Source organism: Endozoicomonas sp. ONNA1 (assembly GCF_024606325.1).
Classification (GTDB): domain Bacteria; phylum Pseudomonadota; class Gammaproteobacteria; order Pseudomonadales; family Endozoicomonadaceae; genus Endozoicomonas_A.
This window is the reverse complement of the sequence record NZ_JAHHPN010000127.1, coordinates 22,358-41,273: the sequence shown is the minus strand read 5'-3', so window position 1 is coordinate 41,273 and position 18,916 is coordinate 22,358. Positions and strand designations below refer to the sequence as shown.

Below are 18,916 nucleotides of genomic sequence, written 5' to 3'. Positions count from 1 at the left end.
TAGACCAATTTATTGCAACAGCAGTAGGACAGCCTTAAGTCCGACAGGCTGCTAGGATATGGATCGTTAGTTAATGTAATGTTCGGTTTTGCGTTGCGTTACTGTGAGAATGATTCTCTAACCCGGATGGGGTGAAGGGGTTTTGAGCTCAGGGCTGTGCCGGCTGGACGATGTATTTCTGTCATTGCTGATAAACATTTATCGAAACGATCATGGCGAAGTGGTTAAACCGTCAGGCTCTGTTTTTGGGTGTGTTGAGCGAAAAGTAGCCGCGGGAAGGCGCTTAGCGTGATCTGCTCAAAATAAAGTGAATTCGAAAGGTTGCTTTCGTTGCGCAATTGAACGGACTGTTATTAAATAAAAAAATAGGGAATTTTTATAACTAAAGCCGCCATGAGCGACAAGCGCCGAGGTGTTGATGTTGATCGAACCGGCGCTCCATGGTGAAAAAGCAGGAATCGCATCTGTGTTTGGGCTGTTTAATAATAAAACAAGTGCTGTCCTTGGAGTGGACATCAGTTCAACCTCAGTGAAGGTTCTCGAACTGGGTCGTGGCAGCAAGGGATACCGAATCGAAGCCTACGGTGAAGAGCCTTTGCCGCCTGGAACTGTGATAGAAAATGTTATTCAGGAGCCAGAGGCTGTTGGGGAGGCTATCAGGCGCGCTGTTTCTCGCAGTCGCAGCAGTGTGAGAAACGCCGCAGTGGCTGTTTCCGGTTCGGCTGTCATCACCAAGACCATCGAGATGGATTCTTCCCTGAGTGATGACGAGATGGAAACACAAATTACCGTAGAAGCCGATCAGTACATTCCGTACGCATTAGACGAAGTGGCTATTGATTTTGAAGTCCTTGGTTTGAAGGAAAATAATCCTGAGCGGGCTGAGGTGCTCCTTGCCGCCTGCCGTCGTGATAATGTCGAAATGCGTGAAGAAGCTCTTGGGCTTGGTGGTCTGAAAGCCAAAGTGGTGGATGTCGAGGCATTCGCCATGGAAAGAGTCTTCGAGCTGGTCAGTGATATGCTGGAGCTGCCGGAGGAAGATCCGGTGGTTGCCATTGTTGACATTGGTGCCAGCAGTACTTCCATCAGTGTCTTGAGCAATGGGCAGACTATTTACACCAGAGAACAATTGTTTGGCGGTCGACAGCTCACTGATGAGATTCAGCGACGCTATGGTCTCAGCCCTGAAGAAGCAGAGAAATCCAAACGTGAAGGGGGGCTTCCGGACGATTTTGAACCTGAAGTGCTGGAGCCTTTCAAAGAGGCAGTTGTGCAACAGGTTTCCCGGTCCCTGCAGTTTTTCTATTCCTCCAGTCAATACAATGATGTTGATGCCATTCTGATGGCCGGTGGAACATCTTCTATTCCGGGTCTTGCTGCTCTGATTCAGGACAAGCTTGGAACGCAGGCGTTATTGGCCAATCCGTTTGCCAAAATGGCGCTATCTTCAAAAGTGGATGTCAGTAAATTAACTGGCAGTGCTCCGGCTTTGATGATCGCCTGTGGGTTAGCCATGAGGAGTTTTGACTGATGGCAAGGATTAACCTTCTCCCCTGGCGTGAGCAACTTCGTGAAGAGCGCAAAAAACGCTTTGTGGTAGCCTGGATGATGACTATTCTGGCAGGTGGTGCCATGATCTTCATGGCTGATCTCTATACCGCTAATGCCATCGGCCATCAGCAAAGCAGGAATCAGTTCCTTCAGAATAAAATTGTTGAACTCGACAAGAGTATTGCTGAGATCAAAGGCCTCAGAGAGAAGCGAGTCCAGCTTCTGGAGCGAATGGAGGTCATACAGAATCTGCAGGGTAACCGACCCATCATTGTTCAGGTATTTGATCAGCTGGCTCGATTGATTCCTGATGGGGTTCACTTCAAGAGCCTTCAGTTTCAGGGAGATACTCTGAAGCTGGTGGGCGTCGCCGAGTCGAATAATCGTATTTCCAGCCTGATGCGTAATTTTGATGCCTCCGAATGGTTTGCTGACCCTAATCTGACCGCCGTACGAAAAGTGACACTCGGCGGAGACCGGATGAATGAATTTGATCTGACCGTGATTCGAACATCACCCGGGAAAGAAGGGGGTGACGAATCATGAGCTTCGCAGACTCTCTTAAAAAACTGAATGAACTGGATCTGGCTGAACTGGATTTTGAAAATGTAGGTGCCTGGCCATTGCCGGTCAGGATTGTTGCCTGTGTGTTGACTTTGGGACTGGTATTTTTTCTGGGTTATCAATTGCACTTGAGTGATCTCCAGAAAACTTACGACACTGTTATTGCAAAAGAGAAAGAGCTGAAGGATCAATTCAGGGTTAAGGCTTTTCAGGCTGCGAATCTGGATGCTTACCGGGCCCAGATGAGAGAGATGGAGGCTTCATTTGGTGCGCTGGTAAAACAGTTACCGAGTGATACCGAGGTGCCCGGTTTACTGGAAGATATTACTTTTACCGGACGTGGTGCGGGTCTGACCTTTGATACCATCAAGTTGCAGCCGGAAAAAGCTACGGAGTTTTATATTGAGCTTCCTATCAGTATTTCGGTGAGTGGTAACTATCACGATATTGGCAATTTTGTCAGTGGTGTGGCTAGTTTGTCACGAATTGTGACGCTTCATGACTTTTCTATCACACCGGAAAAAAATGGGCAGATTCTTAAAATGGAGATTCTGGCCAGAACTTATCGCTACAACGACAAGGAGTCTGAGTAATGAAGTATTTACAAAGACTTATGATTGCTTCTGTCGGTGTTGCGTTGGTGGGTTGTTCCGGTAACAGTGGCTTCAATGATCTTGACCAGTTCATGGCCGAGATGAAGTCCAAGCCTACCGGAAGAATTGATCCGCTGCCCACTTTTACTCCCTACGAAGCATTTACTTATAGTGCTTCTGGTTTAAGAAGTCCCTTTGAGCCGCCAATTAAGTTGAAGGCCTCTGACCTGGCGCTCAGCAGTAATGTCAAACCGGACAATAGTCGGACCAGACAATATCTGGAACAGTTCGATATCGAAACCTTTGCCCTGGTGGGCTCTATCAGTAACGACGCTGGCCTTTGGGGGCTGATTCGTGGTGACGATGGTATTCACCGGGTCAGGGTGGGTGATTATCTGGGTAAAAACCACGGTCGAATCACTTACATTGATGACAGTGAACTGAGAATTGTCGAGATTGTGCCTGCGGGCTCTGACGTCTGGATTGAAAGACCCAGAAGCCTGAGGCTGGATCTTGGTCAACCCTGATCGTTAGACATGTATTTGCAAGGATAGTCCGATCAGTTTCGAAATGGATTTCCCGCTTTGCCATACATACCTCACAAGTTACGTCTCTTTTTGATGGCGGGCATACAAGGTATGGCTCTCATTATGGTGTTCGTTGAAATGCTCACTCTAATAAAGAGTTTCTATGGCTGTTATAACAAGGTAGGCGACATCGCCGCAGAAAACTGGATTTTTCTGATGTCATGCCGATTAGAACAACAATTCTAAAATGCTAAGTGGGTCAAGTAGATGAATAATAAGCCCGTTTTGAAAGCGAGCGCAGTACGAATGTTACTGTATGTGGTGTTGGCGTGGTTGCCGCTTTCTGTCTGGGGTGTAACACTCAAGAAAATGGACGCAGGTACCCTGCCAGGGGATATCGTAGAGCTGCGTCTGATGTTTGATGGTCCAGCACCTGAGGCCAAGGGCTACACAATAGAGCAGCCCCCCAGAATTTCTTTGGATCTGCCATTCACTCGCAGTGATCTGCCCAAGTATAACGAAGTTGGATTTCAGAACACAGAGAGTGTCACAGTGCTTGAAGCCGGGGGCAGAACCCGGCTCGTTGTTAATTTGAAAACAGCTGCTGGCTTTTCCACTAAAGCAGACGGCAACGTGCTTTATGTTTATGTAGGAGCAGAAGATTCCAATACCCGTTCTGCTCTTCCAACGGTGGCCAGTTCTGGTGCACCTCTGGCTGACCCTGCCAGTCATGGCATTACCCATATTGATTTCCAGAGGGGTGAAGAAGGTGAGGGTAATGTTGTCATTACGCTCGCAGATCCTAACATTCCTATGGATATGAATGAGCTGGGTGGTCGCATTCGTCTGGAGTTTCAGGGGAATGTACTGCCAGGCCGCTTACGCAACCGTCTGGACGTCATTGATTTCGCTACTCCCGTTAAATTCATTGATGCCAAGGTCGAAGACGGGAATGCGGTGATTGTGATTGAGCCCAAGGGGGATTACAGCTACCTTGCTTATCAGGCTGATAACACACTGACAGTGAGTGTTAAGCCGGTATCCAGTAAAGATTATGGTCGTGACCGTAAAGGTCTGGCCTATAAGGGTGACAAGTTGTCCCTGAATTTTCAGGATATCGAAGTGCGTGCTGTTCTTCAGTTGATTGCTGATTTTACTGATCTGAACCTGGTGGCTTCAGATACGGTCAGTGGTAATGTGACACTGCGTCTTCAGAATGTGCCCTGGGATCAGGCTCTGGACATCGTTCTTAAATCAAAAGGTCTGGACAAACGGCTTGAAGGTAATGTTCTGACCGTCGCTCCGGCCGAAGAGATTGCAGCCAGAGAGCGTCAGCAACTGGAGAATGACAAACAGATTCGCGAGCTGGCGCCTGTCTACACCGATCTTATTCAGATCAATTACGCTGATGCTTCAGAGATAGCAGAGGTTCTGGCGGGTGAAGGGGAAGAGACCAGTCTACTGACTGAGCGTGGCTCGGTTCAGGTAGTGGCCCGCACCAACAGTCTTCTGGTTAAAGATACTCAGGAAAAGCTGGATGAGCTGCGTGCCCTGATTCAGCGTCTTGATATTCCCGTCAGACAGGTGATGATTGAGGCTCGTATTGTCAATATGAACTCTGATTTTACCCGCGATCTGGGTGTAAAGTGGAGTGGAGCAACAGATCTGACATCGAATGACTCGAATCGGGCTATTGGTATTGGTGGCAGTGGCACTAACGCAGGAAATGACGGGGGCACACCTTCAGCCGGTGTGGGTAGCAACCCATTTATGGACTTTGGTGTAGGCGGAGCTAATGCCGCTACTCTGGCCATTGGCTTTGCAACCAATAGCACTATTTTGAACCTTGAGTTATCTGCCATCTTGTCTGATGGTGGAGGAGAAACGGTTTCTCAGCCAAAAGTGATAACCGCAGACAAGACTAAAGCAGTGATCAAATCGGGTAAGGAAATTCCTTACGAAGAGAAAACATCCAGCGGTGCAACTTCTGTAGCCTTCAAGGATGCGGTGCTTTCCCTTGAGGTCACACCGCAGATCACTCCTGAGGGCAGTATTATTATGGATGTGACGGTCACCAATGACTCTCAGGGTACTGATGCGCCAAATGGAGTACCTACCATCAATAAAAATGAAGTGAGTACTCAGGTGCTGGTCAGAGATGGTGAAACGGTTGTTCTGGGTGGGGTCTTCACTCAGGAGAAGAAAAATGGGACGGTTAAAGTACCTGTGTTGGGTGATATTCCTTATGTAGGACGACTATTCAGAAAAGATACCAGCTCAGATGAAAAAGCCGAGCTGATGATTTTTATCACGCCTCGAGTGATCAGCGACAATTTTACCCTCCGTTAATTCTCCCATCCCGGAAGGCTAAGACCTTCCGGGATCACTTCCAAAAAAATGCCCTATAATGGACTCCGCACTGATAGAGGAATCTTGTTATGGATGGCCGCTCCAATCAACTGTTCGACTCTGATTATTACCAGTGGGTGCAGCAACAGAAAAAACTTCTGGAAAACCGTCAGTTTGATCAGCTTGACCTGGATAATCTCATTGAGGAAGTTGGGGAAATGGGTAAAAGTGAGCGAAACAGCTTTGAGTCCCATCTGATTATCCTGTTGCTCCATCTGCTCAAATACGATTATCAGCTCAGGGTTCTGCAAGACCCCTGGGTGCAGGACAAAGTCATTCATACCTGGCTGCCCAGCATCACTAACCCAAGGATTGAGATTAAGACGTTGCTCAGAAAAAGTCCTTATTTGAACAAGATCAAGGATGAAGCACTGGCTGAAGCGTATTTCTATGCAAGAAAAGATGCTGTGCAAGAGCTGAACAAGTACATTCGCTCAGAAGGCAAAAGGTTGGACAAGAACAGCTTTCCAAAAGAGTGTCCCTGGTCTTTTGATCAGGTGATGGAGATAAACTGGTTGCCAGAATAAACGGCGCATTTGGAGGAAAAGGATATGGTTAACGCTTCCGGTAATCAGTACGACACAGATTACTTTGGCTGGGTTCAGCAACAGAAAAAACTTCTGGAAAACCGTCAGTTTGATGAGCTTGACCTGGATAATCTCATTGAGGAAGTTGAGGGTATGGGTAAGAGTGAGCCAAGGTCGCTGGAGTCTCATCTGGTGGTTTTGTTGCAACACTTACTGAAGTATCAGTATCAGACCTATATCCTGAACCCTCATATGCCCGAGCCCAAAGTGTTCCGATCCTGGTTTGGGCGTATTCGCAATGCCAGGGACGATGCTGGCAAAGTATTGCTTGCTAATCCATCACTAAAGTCTCGATTGGATGAGCTGTATGTCTCGGCCTACAGAGAAGGCAAGAAGCGTGCAATAAGAGAGATGAATGACTATCTGCCAAAACAAAACTGGCTGACTGATGATAGTTATCCGGAGAGTTGCCCTTGGTCATTTGAAGAGATCATGACAGAAGAGTGGCTGCCTTGAATTGTCTATGAATTGAGCCATGCGTTCATTTGACAAAAAACGGGGGTGAAAGCTCCCGTTTTTTGTTGTCAGCATGACTCAGGATGCGCTAGGCTCAGCCTCACACGCAGGCAGGAAGTCGGGCTAACAAAGACAATGCCATTGAGAAATATATATCTGGTAGGCCCTATGGGGGCCGGTAAAAGTACGATCGGGCGAATGTTGGCCAAAGAGCTGGGGCTGCCTTTTTTTGATTCAGATCATGAGGTTGAGGCGCGCAGTGGTGCTGAAATTCCCTGGATTTTTGATGTCGAGGGCGAAGAGGGCTTTCGGCAGCGTGAAATACAGGTAATACAGGATCTTTGTTCCAGGCAGGGTATTGTTCTTGCGACGGGGGGTGGAGCTGTGACCCGACTGGAAAATCGCCAGCAGTTGGGTACCAATGGGGTGGTTGTTTTTCTCAAGGCATCAGTAGCAGCACAATTGGTCAGAACTGAGAAAGACAAGAAAAGACCCTTGTTGCAGAGATCTGATCGTGAGGAAGTGCTGACGCAGCTGTTGAATGAGAGAGCGCCACTCTATTCCAGTATTGCCGATGTCGAGCTGGATACAGAGTTACTATCACCTAAAGCACTGATCAACGAAATCATCCGAACCGTTGGCAAATTGCCGTAAGCAAAGAAAAAGCCTTTGGATTAGTTAATCAATAAAGGTTTTCAGAAAGAGAGAGACGTTTGATGCAGGAGTCGGACATCCTTGAACTGAATGTGGATCTGGGTGAGAGAAGCTACCCCATCTATATTGGTTCAGGCCTTTATGCGGGTGCAGCCAGACCCGGGTTGCTCAAGCCCTATATCAAGGGGCAGCAAGTGGCTATTGTCACTAACGAAACCATTGCTCCTCTCTATTTGGACAAGGTGCGTAGCCTGCTGGAGGGCTTTGACCTGTTGGAAGTCACGCTACCTGATGGAGAAGCGTTTAAGAATCTGAGCACACTTGAAAAAGTGTTTGACGGCTTGCTTAAAGCTCGTCATACCCGTAAAACCACATTGATCGCTCTGGGTGGTGGTGTGGTGGGTGATATGACAGGCTTTGCAGCAGCAGCCTATCAGCGTGGCGTTGATTTTATTCAGATTCCAACCACTCTGCTGTCCCAGGTAGATTCTTCTGTTGGCGGGAAAACCGGCGTTAATCATCCGTTGGGCAAAAATATGATTGGTGCTTTCCATCAACCCAATGTTGTCCTCATCGATACAGACTCTTTGAATACACTCCCTGACCGGGAGTTTTCCGCTGGCGTTGCCGAAGTGATCAAATACGGCCTGATATGTGATGAATCGTTCTATCAGTGGCTGCAAGCAAATATTGAGCGAATCATGGCGAGGGATCAGAAGGCGCTGACTTATGCGATTCATCGTTCGTGCTCTGACAAAGCCTGGGTGGTGGCAGAAGATGAAAAAGAGTCTGGGCTCAGAGCGATTTTAAATCTGGGCCACACCTTCGGACATGCTATTGAAACGCACACGGGTTATGGCGAATGGCTGCATGGTGAGGCGGTTGCTGTCGGTATGGTGATGGCTGCTGAACTCTCCTGCCGACTGGGTCAGATTACCAGAGAAGAACTACAGGGGGTCGTGGCTATGCTCAAAGCCGCACATCTGCCGGTAGAGCCTCCTGAGGGCATGTCACCCGGTCGCTTTATTGAACTGATGTCCGTCGACAAAAAAGTGCTGGATGGAAAATTGAGGCTAGTGCTTTTAGAGCAGATCGGTAAAGCGGTTGTGACAGACCAGTTTGACCGGGTTGTGCTTAATAAGATGCTGAATGAGGTGTGCAGAATATAGAGCTTATTGCTTATTGTTCTTTTTGTGTATTTGTGATCGAGGGGTTGGCCGTGTAAAATGGTCAGCCCCTCGTCTTTTGTGGCGAGATTGAATGTCTGCAACTTCGACCTGTTTTTCATGAAGTAGTAGTAGGGAGTACACTCTTTTTTTGTACTCTTTTTTGAATTAAAATCCATAAAAACGAATAAATATTCTTTGGTTGTGGTTGTCCTGCAAGACAACCGCTACAACCTGAGCCATAAATGCAGCCAGCATCACAGTGTCAAGACAGCAGCGGGATGTGGGAGAGCTGCATTTTTACAGAATAAAGTGCCTTGGACAAAATGAGAACAACGATCGTCCGGGAGTCTGAGCGAGCAGGTTTCCAGAGTGACAGAAGTTTCAAGGTTTATAATAACTGACGATGAGAGAGTGCTTATGAAACCAGGTCTGTATAATCCTGAGGAGTTCAGGGATAACTGTGGTTTCGGGCTGATTGCCCACATGGAAGGAGAGAAGAGTCATAATCTCCTGACAACCGCGATTGAAGCACTTACCTGCATGACGCACCGTGGTGGTATTGCTGCAGATGGTAAAACAGGCGACGGTTGTGGCTTGTTGATTCAGACACCTGATACCTTCTTCCGCACTGTCGTTAAAGAGCAACTGGGTAAAGATCTTCCAGCCCGTTACGCTGTGGGGATGCTATTCCTGAGTCAGGATGAATCCGTCGCCGATCATGCCAGAAAAAAACTCGAAGCTGAACTGGAAAAGAAAAACCTGGTAGTGCTTGGCTGGCGAAAGGTGCCGGTCAATAGTGAGTGTCTTGGCCCTATTGCTTTGGATCAGCTACCCGTTATTGAACAGGTGTTTGTAGGTCATCAGGGCGAGTTGGAGGAAGCCGAGTTTTCAGCCCGTCTTTATATGGCCCGTCGCTTCACCAATATGGCGCTTGAGCAGGATCAGGACTTTTATATCTGTTCCCTGTCTACTCAGGTCGTGACCTACAAAGGTCTGATGATGCCTGTAGATCTGGCTAACTTTTATCAAGATCTGGGTGACCCCCGGTTTGAAACCGCAATCTGTGTATTCCATCAGCGTTTCTCTACAAACACCATGCCACGCTGGAAGTTGGCTCAGCCTTTCCGTCTCTTGGCTCATAATGGTGAAATTAACACCATCACCGGTAACAGAAACTGGTCACAGGCTCGTCGAAACAAATTCAAATCTGAGCTTCTGCCCGATCTGGATCAGATCTCTCCTCTGGTCAACCGAACCGGGTCCGATTCATCCAGCCTCGACAACATGCTTGAAATTCTGGTAACCGGTGGTGTTGATCTGTACCGGGCTATCCGAATGCTGGTTCCGCCTGCCTGGCAGAATGTTGATACCATGGATCCCGGTCTCAGGGCATTTTATGAATTCAACTCCATGCACATGGAGCCCTGGGATGGTCCTGCTGGTCTGGTGCTTACCGACGGTCGTCGTGCTGTTTGTGCACTGGATCGCAATGGTCTGCGCCCTTCCCGCTGGGTTATTACTAAAAACGGCTATCTGACCGTTGCTTCTGAAGTGGGTGTTTATGATTATCAGCCTGAAGATGTGGTGGCCAAAGGTCGTGTTGGTCCGGGTGAAGTTCTGGCCATTGATGTTGAGTCAGGCGAATTGCTTCAGGCCCATGATATTGATGAGCAGCTGAAGACTCGACAGCCTTATAAGAAGTGGTTGAAACAGAATGCTTATCGTATCCGTTCCCGATTCAGGGATGAAGATCACAAAATTGAGCATCTGGATTCAGAACTACTGAAGGTTCATCAGAAGATGTTCTCAGTGACTTTTGAAGAGCGTGATCAGGTGATCCGTCCTCTGGCTGAGAGCGGACAGGAAGCGGTAGGCTCAATGGGCGACGATACGCCAATGGCGGTATTGTCAGGTCGTGTGCGTTCCGTGTATGACTACTTCAGGCAGCAGTTTGCCCAAGTCACGAATCCACCTATCGATCCTCTGCGTGAAGCGATCGTTATGTCCCTGGAAACCTGTCTGGGACGTGAGAAAAATATATTTGAAGAGACCCCTGAACATGCTGGTCGTGTGGTACTCAAATCGCCAGTGCTGTCGACGACCAAATTCCTGAATCTGATCAATGCTCATCATCAGCATGATGACCTTGATGTGGCTTACATCGACATCAATTACAAGCCTGAAGAAGGTTTAAGGTCGGCTATAGAGCGCATTTGTGCTCAGGCAGAGCAGGCTGTAAGAGACGGCAAGGCACTGATTCATCTGAGTGATCGGGATATCAATGATGAAAAGCTGCCTGTGCATGCGGCTATGGCTACAGGCGCAGTTCATCACAGACTGATTGATACGGGCCTGCGATCCGATGCCAATATACTGGTAGAAACAGCCACCGCCAGAGATTCTCATCAGTTCGCGGTATTGCTGGGCTTCGGTGCTACGGCTATTTATCCCTACCTGTCTTACGAAATTATTCATGACCAGATTCGCTCCGGAGAGGTTCTGGCGGATCCTCTGGATGCCTACAAAGCTTATCGCAAGGGCATCGATAAAGGGCTGTTGAAGATTCTCTCCAAGATGGGGATCTCTACCATTGCTTCCTATCGTGCTGCGCAGCTGTTCGAAGCCATTGGTCTCTCTTCTGAAGTCGTTGACCTGTGTTTCAAGGGTGTTCAGAGTCGTATTGAAGGAGCTGGTTTTGATGCGATTCAGCAAGATCAGCAGTTACTCTCTGAAACCGCCTGGAAGAAGAGGAAGCCCATTCAGCAGGGTGGCCTTCTTAAATATGTGCACGACAGTGAGTATCACGCATTCAATCCTGACGTCGTTCAGCAGCTTCAGAAAGCAGTGTCCACAGGTGATTATGAAGAGTTTCGTCGTTACTCCAAACTGGTAAACGAAAGGCCGGTTGCTACCTTGCGTGATCTGATGGGCCTCAAAAAGGCCGATAAAGCTCTGGCTATCGATGAAGTTGAACCTGCTACCCATATTCTCAAACGATTCGACTCTGCAGCTATGAGTCTTGGCGCCCTGTCTCCGGAAGCCCATGAAGCTCTGGCTGAAGCGATGAACCGTCTGGGCGGTCGTTCCAACTCAGGTGAAGGGGGTGAGGACGAAGCACGCTTTGGCACTAACCGGGTTTCTAAAATAAAGCAGATTGCCTCTGGTCGTTTTGGTGTGACGCCCCACTACCTGGTCAATGCGGATGTTCTGCAAATTAAAGTGGCACAGGGTGCCAAGCCAGGTGAAGGGGGGCAGCTGCCGGGTGGCAAGGTGAACAAGCTGATTGCCCGATTGCGTTATTCGGTACCTGGTGTGACACTGATTTCACCGCCACCGCACCATGATATCTATTCGATTGAAGATCTGGCTCAGCTGATTTTCGACTTAAAACAGGTGAACCCTGATGCGCTGGTCTCCGTAAAACTGGTATCAGAGCCCGGTGTCGGCACCATCGCTGCGGGTGTTGCCAAGGCATATGCTGATCTCATTACCATCTCTGGTTACGACGGAGGCACTGCTGCCAGTCCCTTGACGTCTATCAGATATGCAGGTTCTCCTTGGGAGCTGGGTCTGACAGAGGCTCATCAGGCACTGAGAGCGAACGATTTGCGCGGAAAGGTTCGTCTTCAGACCGATGGTGGCATCAAAACAGGCCTTGATGTCGTAAAAGCCGCCATTCTGGGTGCTGAAAGTTATGGTTTTGGTACCACACCGATGGTTGCTATGGGATGTAAGTACCTCAGAATCTGCCACCTGAACAACTGTGCAACCGGCGTCGCAACTCAGGACCAGCATCTGAGAGAAAATCACTTCATCGGCACGGTTGAGATGATCATGAACTTCTTCACTTTTGTGGCTGAAGAGGTTCGTGAGTGGTTGTCCGTGTTGGGAGCTAAAAGTCTTGGAGACGTCATTGGCCGAACAGAGTTGCTGGAGCTGCTTCCTGGTGATACAGACAAGCAAAAAGGCCTCGATTTGACACCCATTGTCCACAACGATCTGATTCCCGAAGACAAGCCTCATACCTGTCAGGTTGAGCGTAACCCTTCCTATGACAAGGGTGAGTTAGCAGAGGTAATGGTTAAAGCCTGTCTACCCGCTATCGAAAGTGGCGAGGGAGGCGAGTTTGAGTTCACGGTGGGCAACTGTGACCGTTCAATTGGTGCCAGATTGTCGGGTGAGATTGCCAAACGTCATGGTAATCAGGGGATGGCAGAGAGTCCGGTTAAGCTCAACCTGAAAGGTACTGCCGGACAGAGCTTTGGTGTCTGGAATGCGGGCGGTCTGGATATGCGTCTGGAAGGGGATGCTAATGACTACGTGGGTAAAGGCATGACAGGCGGCAACCTGATTATCCGTCCGCCCCGGGGGAGTGCTTTCAATTCTAACGAAACCTCTATCATCGGTAACACCTCTCTTTATGGCGCTACCGGTGGACGCCTTCTGGCCGCTGGCCGTGCCGGTGAGCGTCTTGGTGTTCGGAACTCCGGGGCTACTGCCATTGTCGAAGGTGCAGGGGACCACTGTTGTGAGTACATGACAGGTGGTCTGGTGGTGGTACTGGGCGAAACAGGACACAACTTTGGTGCCGGTATGACCGGTGGCTTTGCCTACGTGCTAGATCTGAAACGTAACTTTGTTGATCGTTATAATCACGAACTGGTAGATATTCACCGAATTGATACCGAATCCATGGAGGACTATCAGTCTCACCTGATGGGTCTTCTGGATGAGTATGTAAAAGAGACAGGCAGTGAATGGGGGCGTGAACTTCAGGAGGAGTTTTACGACTATCGGGGTCGTTTCTGGCTGGTGAAGCCAAAGGCGGCCAGTTTGGACTCATTGCTGGCGAGTACACGTGGGCGTCCCGAGTAGGGTGCTTGCAACCGCTTGCAAGAAAAGTCTTTAGAACAGCCATGTGCGCTGCAGCCAAGAGATGGTAATAAGCAGCATATGCAGCAGCGGCATGAGCGTTATAAAAACAATCAGCGAATGAGGTCAAATTCATGTCACAGTTTAACAACCGACTTAACAATCATTTTCAATTTGTCGAAGTAGGAAGAGAAGATCCGGAAAAAAAGGCCCTACAGGTTCGCAAGAATGATTTTGTAGAGATCTATGAGTCCTACAGTGAAAAACAGGCTAAGCAGCAATCTCATCGCTGCCTTGCCTGCGGTAACCCTTATTGTGAATGGAAGTGCCCTGTGCACAACTACATTCCGGACTGGTTGAAGCTGGTTTCAGAGGGTAATTTATTTGAGGCCGCTGAGCTTTCTCATCAGACCAATAGTCTGCCAGAGGTCTGTGGTCGTGTATGTCCACAGGACCGACTCTGTGAGGGTGCCTGCACCCTGAATGACGGGTTTGGTGCTGTAACCATTGGCGCTACTGAAAAATATATTACCGATACGGCGCTGGCCCTGGGTTGGCGACCGGATATGTCCAAGGTGGTGTGGACAGATAAAAAAGTAGCCGTGATCGGTGCTGGTCCTGCGGGTCTGGGCTGTGCAGACGTGCTGGTCAGAAACGGTGTAAAACCTGTTGTATTTGATAAAAACCCGGAAATTGGTGGTCTGCTGACGTTTGGTATCCCTGAGTTCAAGCTTGAGAAATCAGTGATGTCCCGTCGTCGTGAAGTGTTCACGGAAATGGGTGTTGAATTCAGGCTGAATACTGAAATCGGTAAAGATGTCCTGATGGAAGATCTGATGGCAGAATACGATGCCGTATTTATGGGCATGGGAACCTACACCTACATGAAAGGGGGGTTCCCGGGTGAAGACCTTCCTGGCGTTCATGATGCTCTGCCATTCCTGATTTCCAGCGTGAATCGCAACCTGGGTTTTGAAAAAAAAGCGTCTGATTTCATCGGCATGAAAGGAAAACGTGTCGTGGTTCTCGGTGGCGGTGACACGGCCATGGACTGTAACCGTACTTCCATCCGTCAGGGGGCTGAGTCGGTCGCTTGTGCCTATCGCCGTGATGAAGAGAATATGCCGGGCTCGCGACGTGAAGTCGCTAATGCCAGACAGGAAGGTGTCAAGTTCCTGTTCAATCGTCAGCCTGTTGAGATTGTCGGTAACGGTAAGGTAGAAGGTGTCAAAGTTATCACCACCAAGCTGGGTGAGCCTGATGAGCAAGGGCGTCGTCGTCCTGAGCCGGTTCCGGGCAGTGAGGAAATATTAGAAGCCGACGCGGTATTGATTGCTTTTGGATTTCGTCCAAGTCCTGCTGACTGGTTCGGGTCCCATGATATTCAACTGAATGAGTGGGGTGGAGTCGTTGCGCCTGAGCAGGCCAGGTATAAGTTTCAGACTTCCAATCCTAAAGTTTTCGCCGGTGGGGATATGGTTCGTGGTTCTGATCTGGTGGTTACAGCGATTTGGGAAGGTCGTCAGGCGGCTGAGGGCATTATGGACTATCTGGATGTTTGATCCTGCAGAGAGCTTATCAGGATGAATGTTCTCGAGCAGTGGAAGATTGTCATTAGGGGGGGGAATGAGTATTCTCCCCCTTTTATTTTCTAACATCGTAGCTTTTTCGGTTTGGGCAGACTCTAAGCGCTTGCCCGGATCTTCTTACGGCTTATTGCATTGTTCCTGAATTCTGGAAACCCCATGACCGAGCTGAAAAATGATCGCTTACTGAGGGCTCTGCTGAGAGAGCCTGTTGATGTCACCCCCGTATGGATGATGCGTCAGGCTGGACGTTATTTGCCTGAATATCGGGAGCTTAGGAGCAAAGCGGGTGATTTTATGTCGCTTTGTATGAATCCTGAGCTGGCTTGTGAAGTAACCATTCAGCCACTGGTGCGTTTCGACCTGGATGCGGCCATTCTTTTTTCAGATATCCTCACCATCCCGGATGCAATGGGCTTGGGGTTGTATTTTGAGACGGGAGAAGGCCCGAGGTTTAAAAAGCCCATTCGAACAGCGAGCGATGTTGAAGCACTGTCTGTTCCGGATCCCGAAAAGGATCTGGGCTATGTCATGGATGCGTTACGCACTATCCGCTCCGAGCTCAATGGTCGTGTGCCTCTGATTGGTTTTTCCGGCAGTCCGTGGACTCTGGCTACCTACATGGTTGAGGGGGGGAGCAGTAAAGATTTTCGTCGTATAAAAGCGATGATGTTTGATCAACCCCAGATGTTGTCTCAATTACTGGATGTATTGGCAGACTCTGTGACACATTATCTGAATGCCCAGATTAAAGCAGGAGCTCAGGCCGTCCAGATCTTTGATACCTGGGGTGGGGCGCTTTCTCCTGAGTGCTATAGAGCATTTTCCTTAAAGTACATGGAGAAGATTGTTTCAGGTTTGATCAGAGAACATGAGGGTAGAAAGGTGCCCGTCATTCTTTTCACCAAAAATGGTGGTCAGTGGCTCGAATCCATGGCCGCAACCGGTGCGGATGCTCTGGGCCTGGATTGGACGACCGATATTTCTGATGCACGTCGTCGTGTAGGGGATAAGGTCGCGTTGCAGGGAAATATGGACCCATCGGTTCTCTATGCATCATCAGAGCGCATAAGAGAAGAAGTGGCTAAAATTCTCAGAGGTTTCGGACCGGGTGAGGGTCACGTCTTCAATCTGGGGCACGGCATTCATCAGTTTGTCGAACCTGATCGTGCAAGAGCCTTTGTCGATGCGGTCCACGAACTGTCAGTCCGATACCATGCACAATAATTGACCGTATTCGTCAGCCTGATGTCTTCTGGCCTCAGGCTGTCTCATTCTTATCCTGATGGGGTTCTCCCAGAACCTGTGAAATTGTCTTCTTGAGCGTTTTGGATTCAGTGGGTTTGGTCAGGAATTGACTGATCCTCAATCTATCCGCATGTTGTTTTCCTGGTGGGTTTGTAGCACCGGTGAGCATGATGATTTTTGGGATCTCCATCTGACTCTCTTCCTGGAGTCTTTCAGCCATTTGGATGCCATTCATACCCGGCATATGGTGGTCAAGTATGATCACGTCGAAGGCTCTTCCCAGGTAGGCTTCGTTGCGAATCATAGCCAGCGCTTCCCGACCGTCTTCAGCATCCAGTGTATTGATGCCCATCAGTGCACATTGTTGGGCCAGAACCTGTCTACAGGTTTTATTGTCATCAACAATCAGTGCCTTGATATTTTTGTGATAGAAAAGCGGTTGTTCATCCCGACGAATGGCGTTTGTTGTTTGTTGTTTATGTGGAATGGCAAACCAGATATGCGTGTTGCCCTGATTCATGATGCCAAAGTGCCCGGACATGGCTTCAATTAATTGGATGGTAATGTAAAGATGTATGCTGATGTTGGCCTGTTTTTTCGCTTCAGAGTAACTGAGTCCACTGATGTTACCCGGAAGGTTCAGAGCTTGTTTCCCCTGACTGTAACTGATCTGATAAAGAATGTAGCCGTCTTTACTTTCATTCTGCCTGTTCGGTTCTGAGTCTGGCAGCTGGGCGTTCTGACTGACGGAAATCATTATTTCACTGTTTTTTGTTTGGCGAAAGATATGAATCAGGGCGCCTTCTAAAATGAGTGATAGCTGACGTGTATCTGTTTCACTGATATCCGGGACATCAGGGTGCACAAAGCTGATCAGTTCAGTATTCAGTTGCTCTGCCCGTAACCGGAATTTAATGAGGCAGTCGTTCAGAAACTCATTGATATCGTAGGGTTTGATCTCAAGGCTGGCTTCGTTTTGCTCAAGTTTCCAGGCTTCAGAAAGCAGGTTGATCAGATTGCTGAGCTCGTTGCCTGCATATCTCAGGGTTTCAACATAGTTTTCCTGTTTGGGGGTCAGCTGTGTGCTTCGGAGTAGTTCAGACATCCCCAGTACGCCATTTAAAGGTGTTCTGAGTTCATGGCCCAAAGCGTTAAATAGACTCTTATCTTTTGTCATTTGGGTTTTGGATGCCGGGCTGAGTGGTGGTTCCTGTGCGAGCTTTGCTCCCTTTGGCAGACGTCTCTGGTAACCAAAATAAAAGCTGGAGGCAAGAATGGTTAACGAAGTTGCTTGAAGCAGCATCCAAGTGGCGGCAGTGGGGTTATAATCGAAAACGCCCAGAATAGCCAGTGAGGCTAACAGGTGGACAAGGGCATAAGGGGTGGTAATCCAGGCAGGAATCTTCAGTGCACCGGGTACTCTGACGAACAGGCTGCAATACCAGATGATCTGAGTCGTCAGCAGGTTGAGTATCAGACTGTGCTCCAGGGATGCAGAGGTGCCTGTCAAAGTAAGTATCAGTAATGATGTCGAGATGATGGAGAGCGTGTTAAAACAGTAGATGAGTTTAACGCTCTTTCCCGTCAAACTGGCGCGAGCTAATTGACTGAGCAGAATGGTTCCAACGATCAGTGAAACGTTCATCATCAAGTTTTGCAGCCATCCTGACTCGAACTTGCTGATATGAAATAATCCCTGCCAGCTTATCAAAAATATCGTGCCCATAAAGCAGAAGCCGGCCAGATAGATATGAGCCTTCTGATGAAATTTAAACCCGTTAATGGCATTCATAATCATCATGACGAAAAACAGAGCCAGCAGCCAACCGCTTTGCCAGTGAGTGAATGCCAGATCGCTGAGAACTGCACTGGGAGACTTCAGAGAGGCGTGTAGGTTGCCTGAGGCGCTTGCGGGTATCTCAATAAATAAATCCAGTGTTTTATCCACAAAGGGCATCAGATTATAAAGATAAACATTGCTGCCGGGCTGTCGTCTATCTGGAAGTTGCCTGTAATGTTTTGGGCCTGAAATATACGCAGTTAGCGATACGCCGGGTGGTGGTTGAAGCCAGAGAATGGGTATAGGCTTAACGTTGATGTCTTTGGGCAGTGAGATCTTGATCCAGGCTGTGCCTTTCTGGCTGGTGAAGTAAAGGCTTTTCCTCTGCCAGGGAGCAAAACGAAACAAGTAATCCAGATCATTGATCTGATCTAAATCGAGTGAACTTTCCGGATCAATGAAAATTCTGGAGAAAGGCTCAAGATTGATGGAAACTTTTTGAGGCTGCTGATGAGTGATCTGATCAAGGCTGAATACTTTCGCACTGTAGGTGGTAGCCAGAACCATTAGTAATACTGCTCTTATCCACAACCCAACCTTGATACGAAGGCGCGACATCGACTCTGTGCCTGAGGAGGGGTGGGGGGCAATCGATAACAGGCGGTTGAATACAGCGCACATAATATTTATTGAAAATTCCATTTTTCGATTGGTAGTGAGTATACCCTAAGCTGGCTTGCGGAAAAGTGGAATCGTTGCAATTTTATATAACTTTACTTTGAAGGTTTTTGTGCTCTGGAGATAGAAGCTTTATGAGTTTTTTATTCTATTGTTCGGTGGACGCTAGTTTAGATGGGGTGAAGTGTGATCAGCTGATGGAGCGGGTAGGCTGTTCGCTCCATCTGAAAAGCATCAAATAC

13 protein-coding genes are annotated in these 18,916 nt (G+C 48.5%); 12 read left to right on the top strand and 1 reads right to left on the bottom strand.

The window, feature by feature from the left end; genetic code table 11:
- Positions 1–418: 418 nt before the first annotated feature.
- The 12 genes from KDK19_RS02960 (at position 419) to hemE (ending at position 16,195) form a co-directional block, all read left to right on the top strand.
- Positions 419–1,531, top strand: coding sequence for a pilus assembly protein PilM (locus KDK19_RS02960; protein WP_257279858.1), 1,113 nt, complete (start codon positions 419–421; stop codon positions 1,529–1,531).
- Entirely contained in the window at positions 1,531–2,097 is a 567-nt protein-coding gene (locus KDK19_RS02955; protein WP_257279857.1) for a PilN domain-containing protein, read from the top strand. The genes KDK19_RS02960 and KDK19_RS02955 overlap by 1 nt, the downstream gene beginning before the upstream one ends.
- Positions 2,094–2,708 (top strand): type 4a pilus biogenesis protein PilO, encoded by a 615-nt coding sequence (locus tag KDK19_RS02950; RefSeq protein WP_257279856.1) that lies wholly within the window; start codon positions 2,094–2,096, stop codon positions 2,706–2,708. Before KDK19_RS02955 ends, KDK19_RS02950 begins: the two co-directional genes overlap by 4 nt.
- Positions 2,708–3,235, top strand: coding sequence for a pilus assembly protein PilP (locus tag KDK19_RS02945; protein WP_257275715.1), 528 nt, complete (start codon positions 2,708–2,710; stop codon positions 3,233–3,235). The genes KDK19_RS02950 and KDK19_RS02945 overlap by 1 nt, the downstream gene beginning before the upstream one ends.
- A gap of 306 nt (positions 3,236–3,541) precedes the next feature.
- Positions 3,542–5,584, top strand: a complete 2,043-nt coding sequence (locus tag KDK19_RS02940) for a type IV pilus secretin PilQ (protein WP_257291313.1) — start codon at positions 3,542–3,544, stop codon at positions 5,582–5,584.
- Positions 5,585–5,673: 89 nt separating this feature from the next.
- On the top strand, positions 5,674–6,171 hold the full coding sequence (locus tag KDK19_RS02935; protein WP_257275717.1) for a DUF29 domain-containing protein: 498 nt from the start codon (positions 5,674–5,676) through the stop codon (positions 6,169–6,171).
- 24 nt (positions 6,172–6,195) lie between these two features.
- Positions 6,196–6,687, top strand: coding sequence for a DUF29 domain-containing protein (locus KDK19_RS02930; protein ID WP_257275718.1), 492 nt, complete (start codon positions 6,196–6,198; stop codon positions 6,685–6,687).
- Between the two features lie 135 nt (positions 6,688–6,822).
- Positions 6,823–7,341 (top strand): shikimate kinase AroK, encoded by a 519-nt coding sequence (gene aroK, locus KDK19_RS02925; RefSeq protein WP_257275719.1) that lies wholly within the window; start codon positions 6,823–6,825, stop codon positions 7,339–7,341.
- Positions 7,342–7,418: 77 nt separating this feature from the next.
- Positions 7,419–8,510, top strand: coding sequence for a 3-dehydroquinate synthase (gene aroB / locus KDK19_RS02920; RefSeq protein WP_257279890.1), 1,092 nt, complete (start codon positions 7,419–7,421; stop codon positions 8,508–8,510).
- 417 nt (positions 8,511–8,927) lie between these two features.
- Entirely contained in the window at positions 8,928–13,385 is a 4,458-nt protein-coding gene (gene gltB, locus KDK19_RS02915) for a glutamate synthase large subunit (protein ID WP_257275721.1), read from the top strand.
- 131 nt (positions 13,386–13,516) lie between these two features.
- Entirely contained in the window at positions 13,517–14,944 is a 1,428-nt protein-coding gene (locus tag KDK19_RS02910) for an FAD-dependent oxidoreductase (protein ID WP_257275722.1), read from the top strand.
- A 183-nt stretch (positions 14,945–15,127) separates the two neighbouring features.
- Positions 15,128–16,195 carry a uroporphyrinogen decarboxylase gene (gene hemE / locus KDK19_RS02905; protein WP_257291312.1) on the top strand — a complete coding sequence of 356 codons (1,068 nt, stop codon included), beginning with the start codon at positions 15,128–15,130 and terminating at the stop codon, positions 16,193–16,195.
- A gap of 34 nt (positions 16,196–16,229) precedes the next feature.
- Here hemE and KDK19_RS02900 read toward each other — a convergent pair whose 3' ends face one another.
- Positions 16,230–18,614 (bottom strand): response regulator, encoded by a 2,385-nt coding sequence (locus KDK19_RS02900; protein WP_257279852.1) that lies wholly within the window; start codon positions 18,612–18,614, stop codon positions 16,230–16,232.
- Between the last annotated feature and the right edge of the window lie 302 nt (positions 18,615–18,916).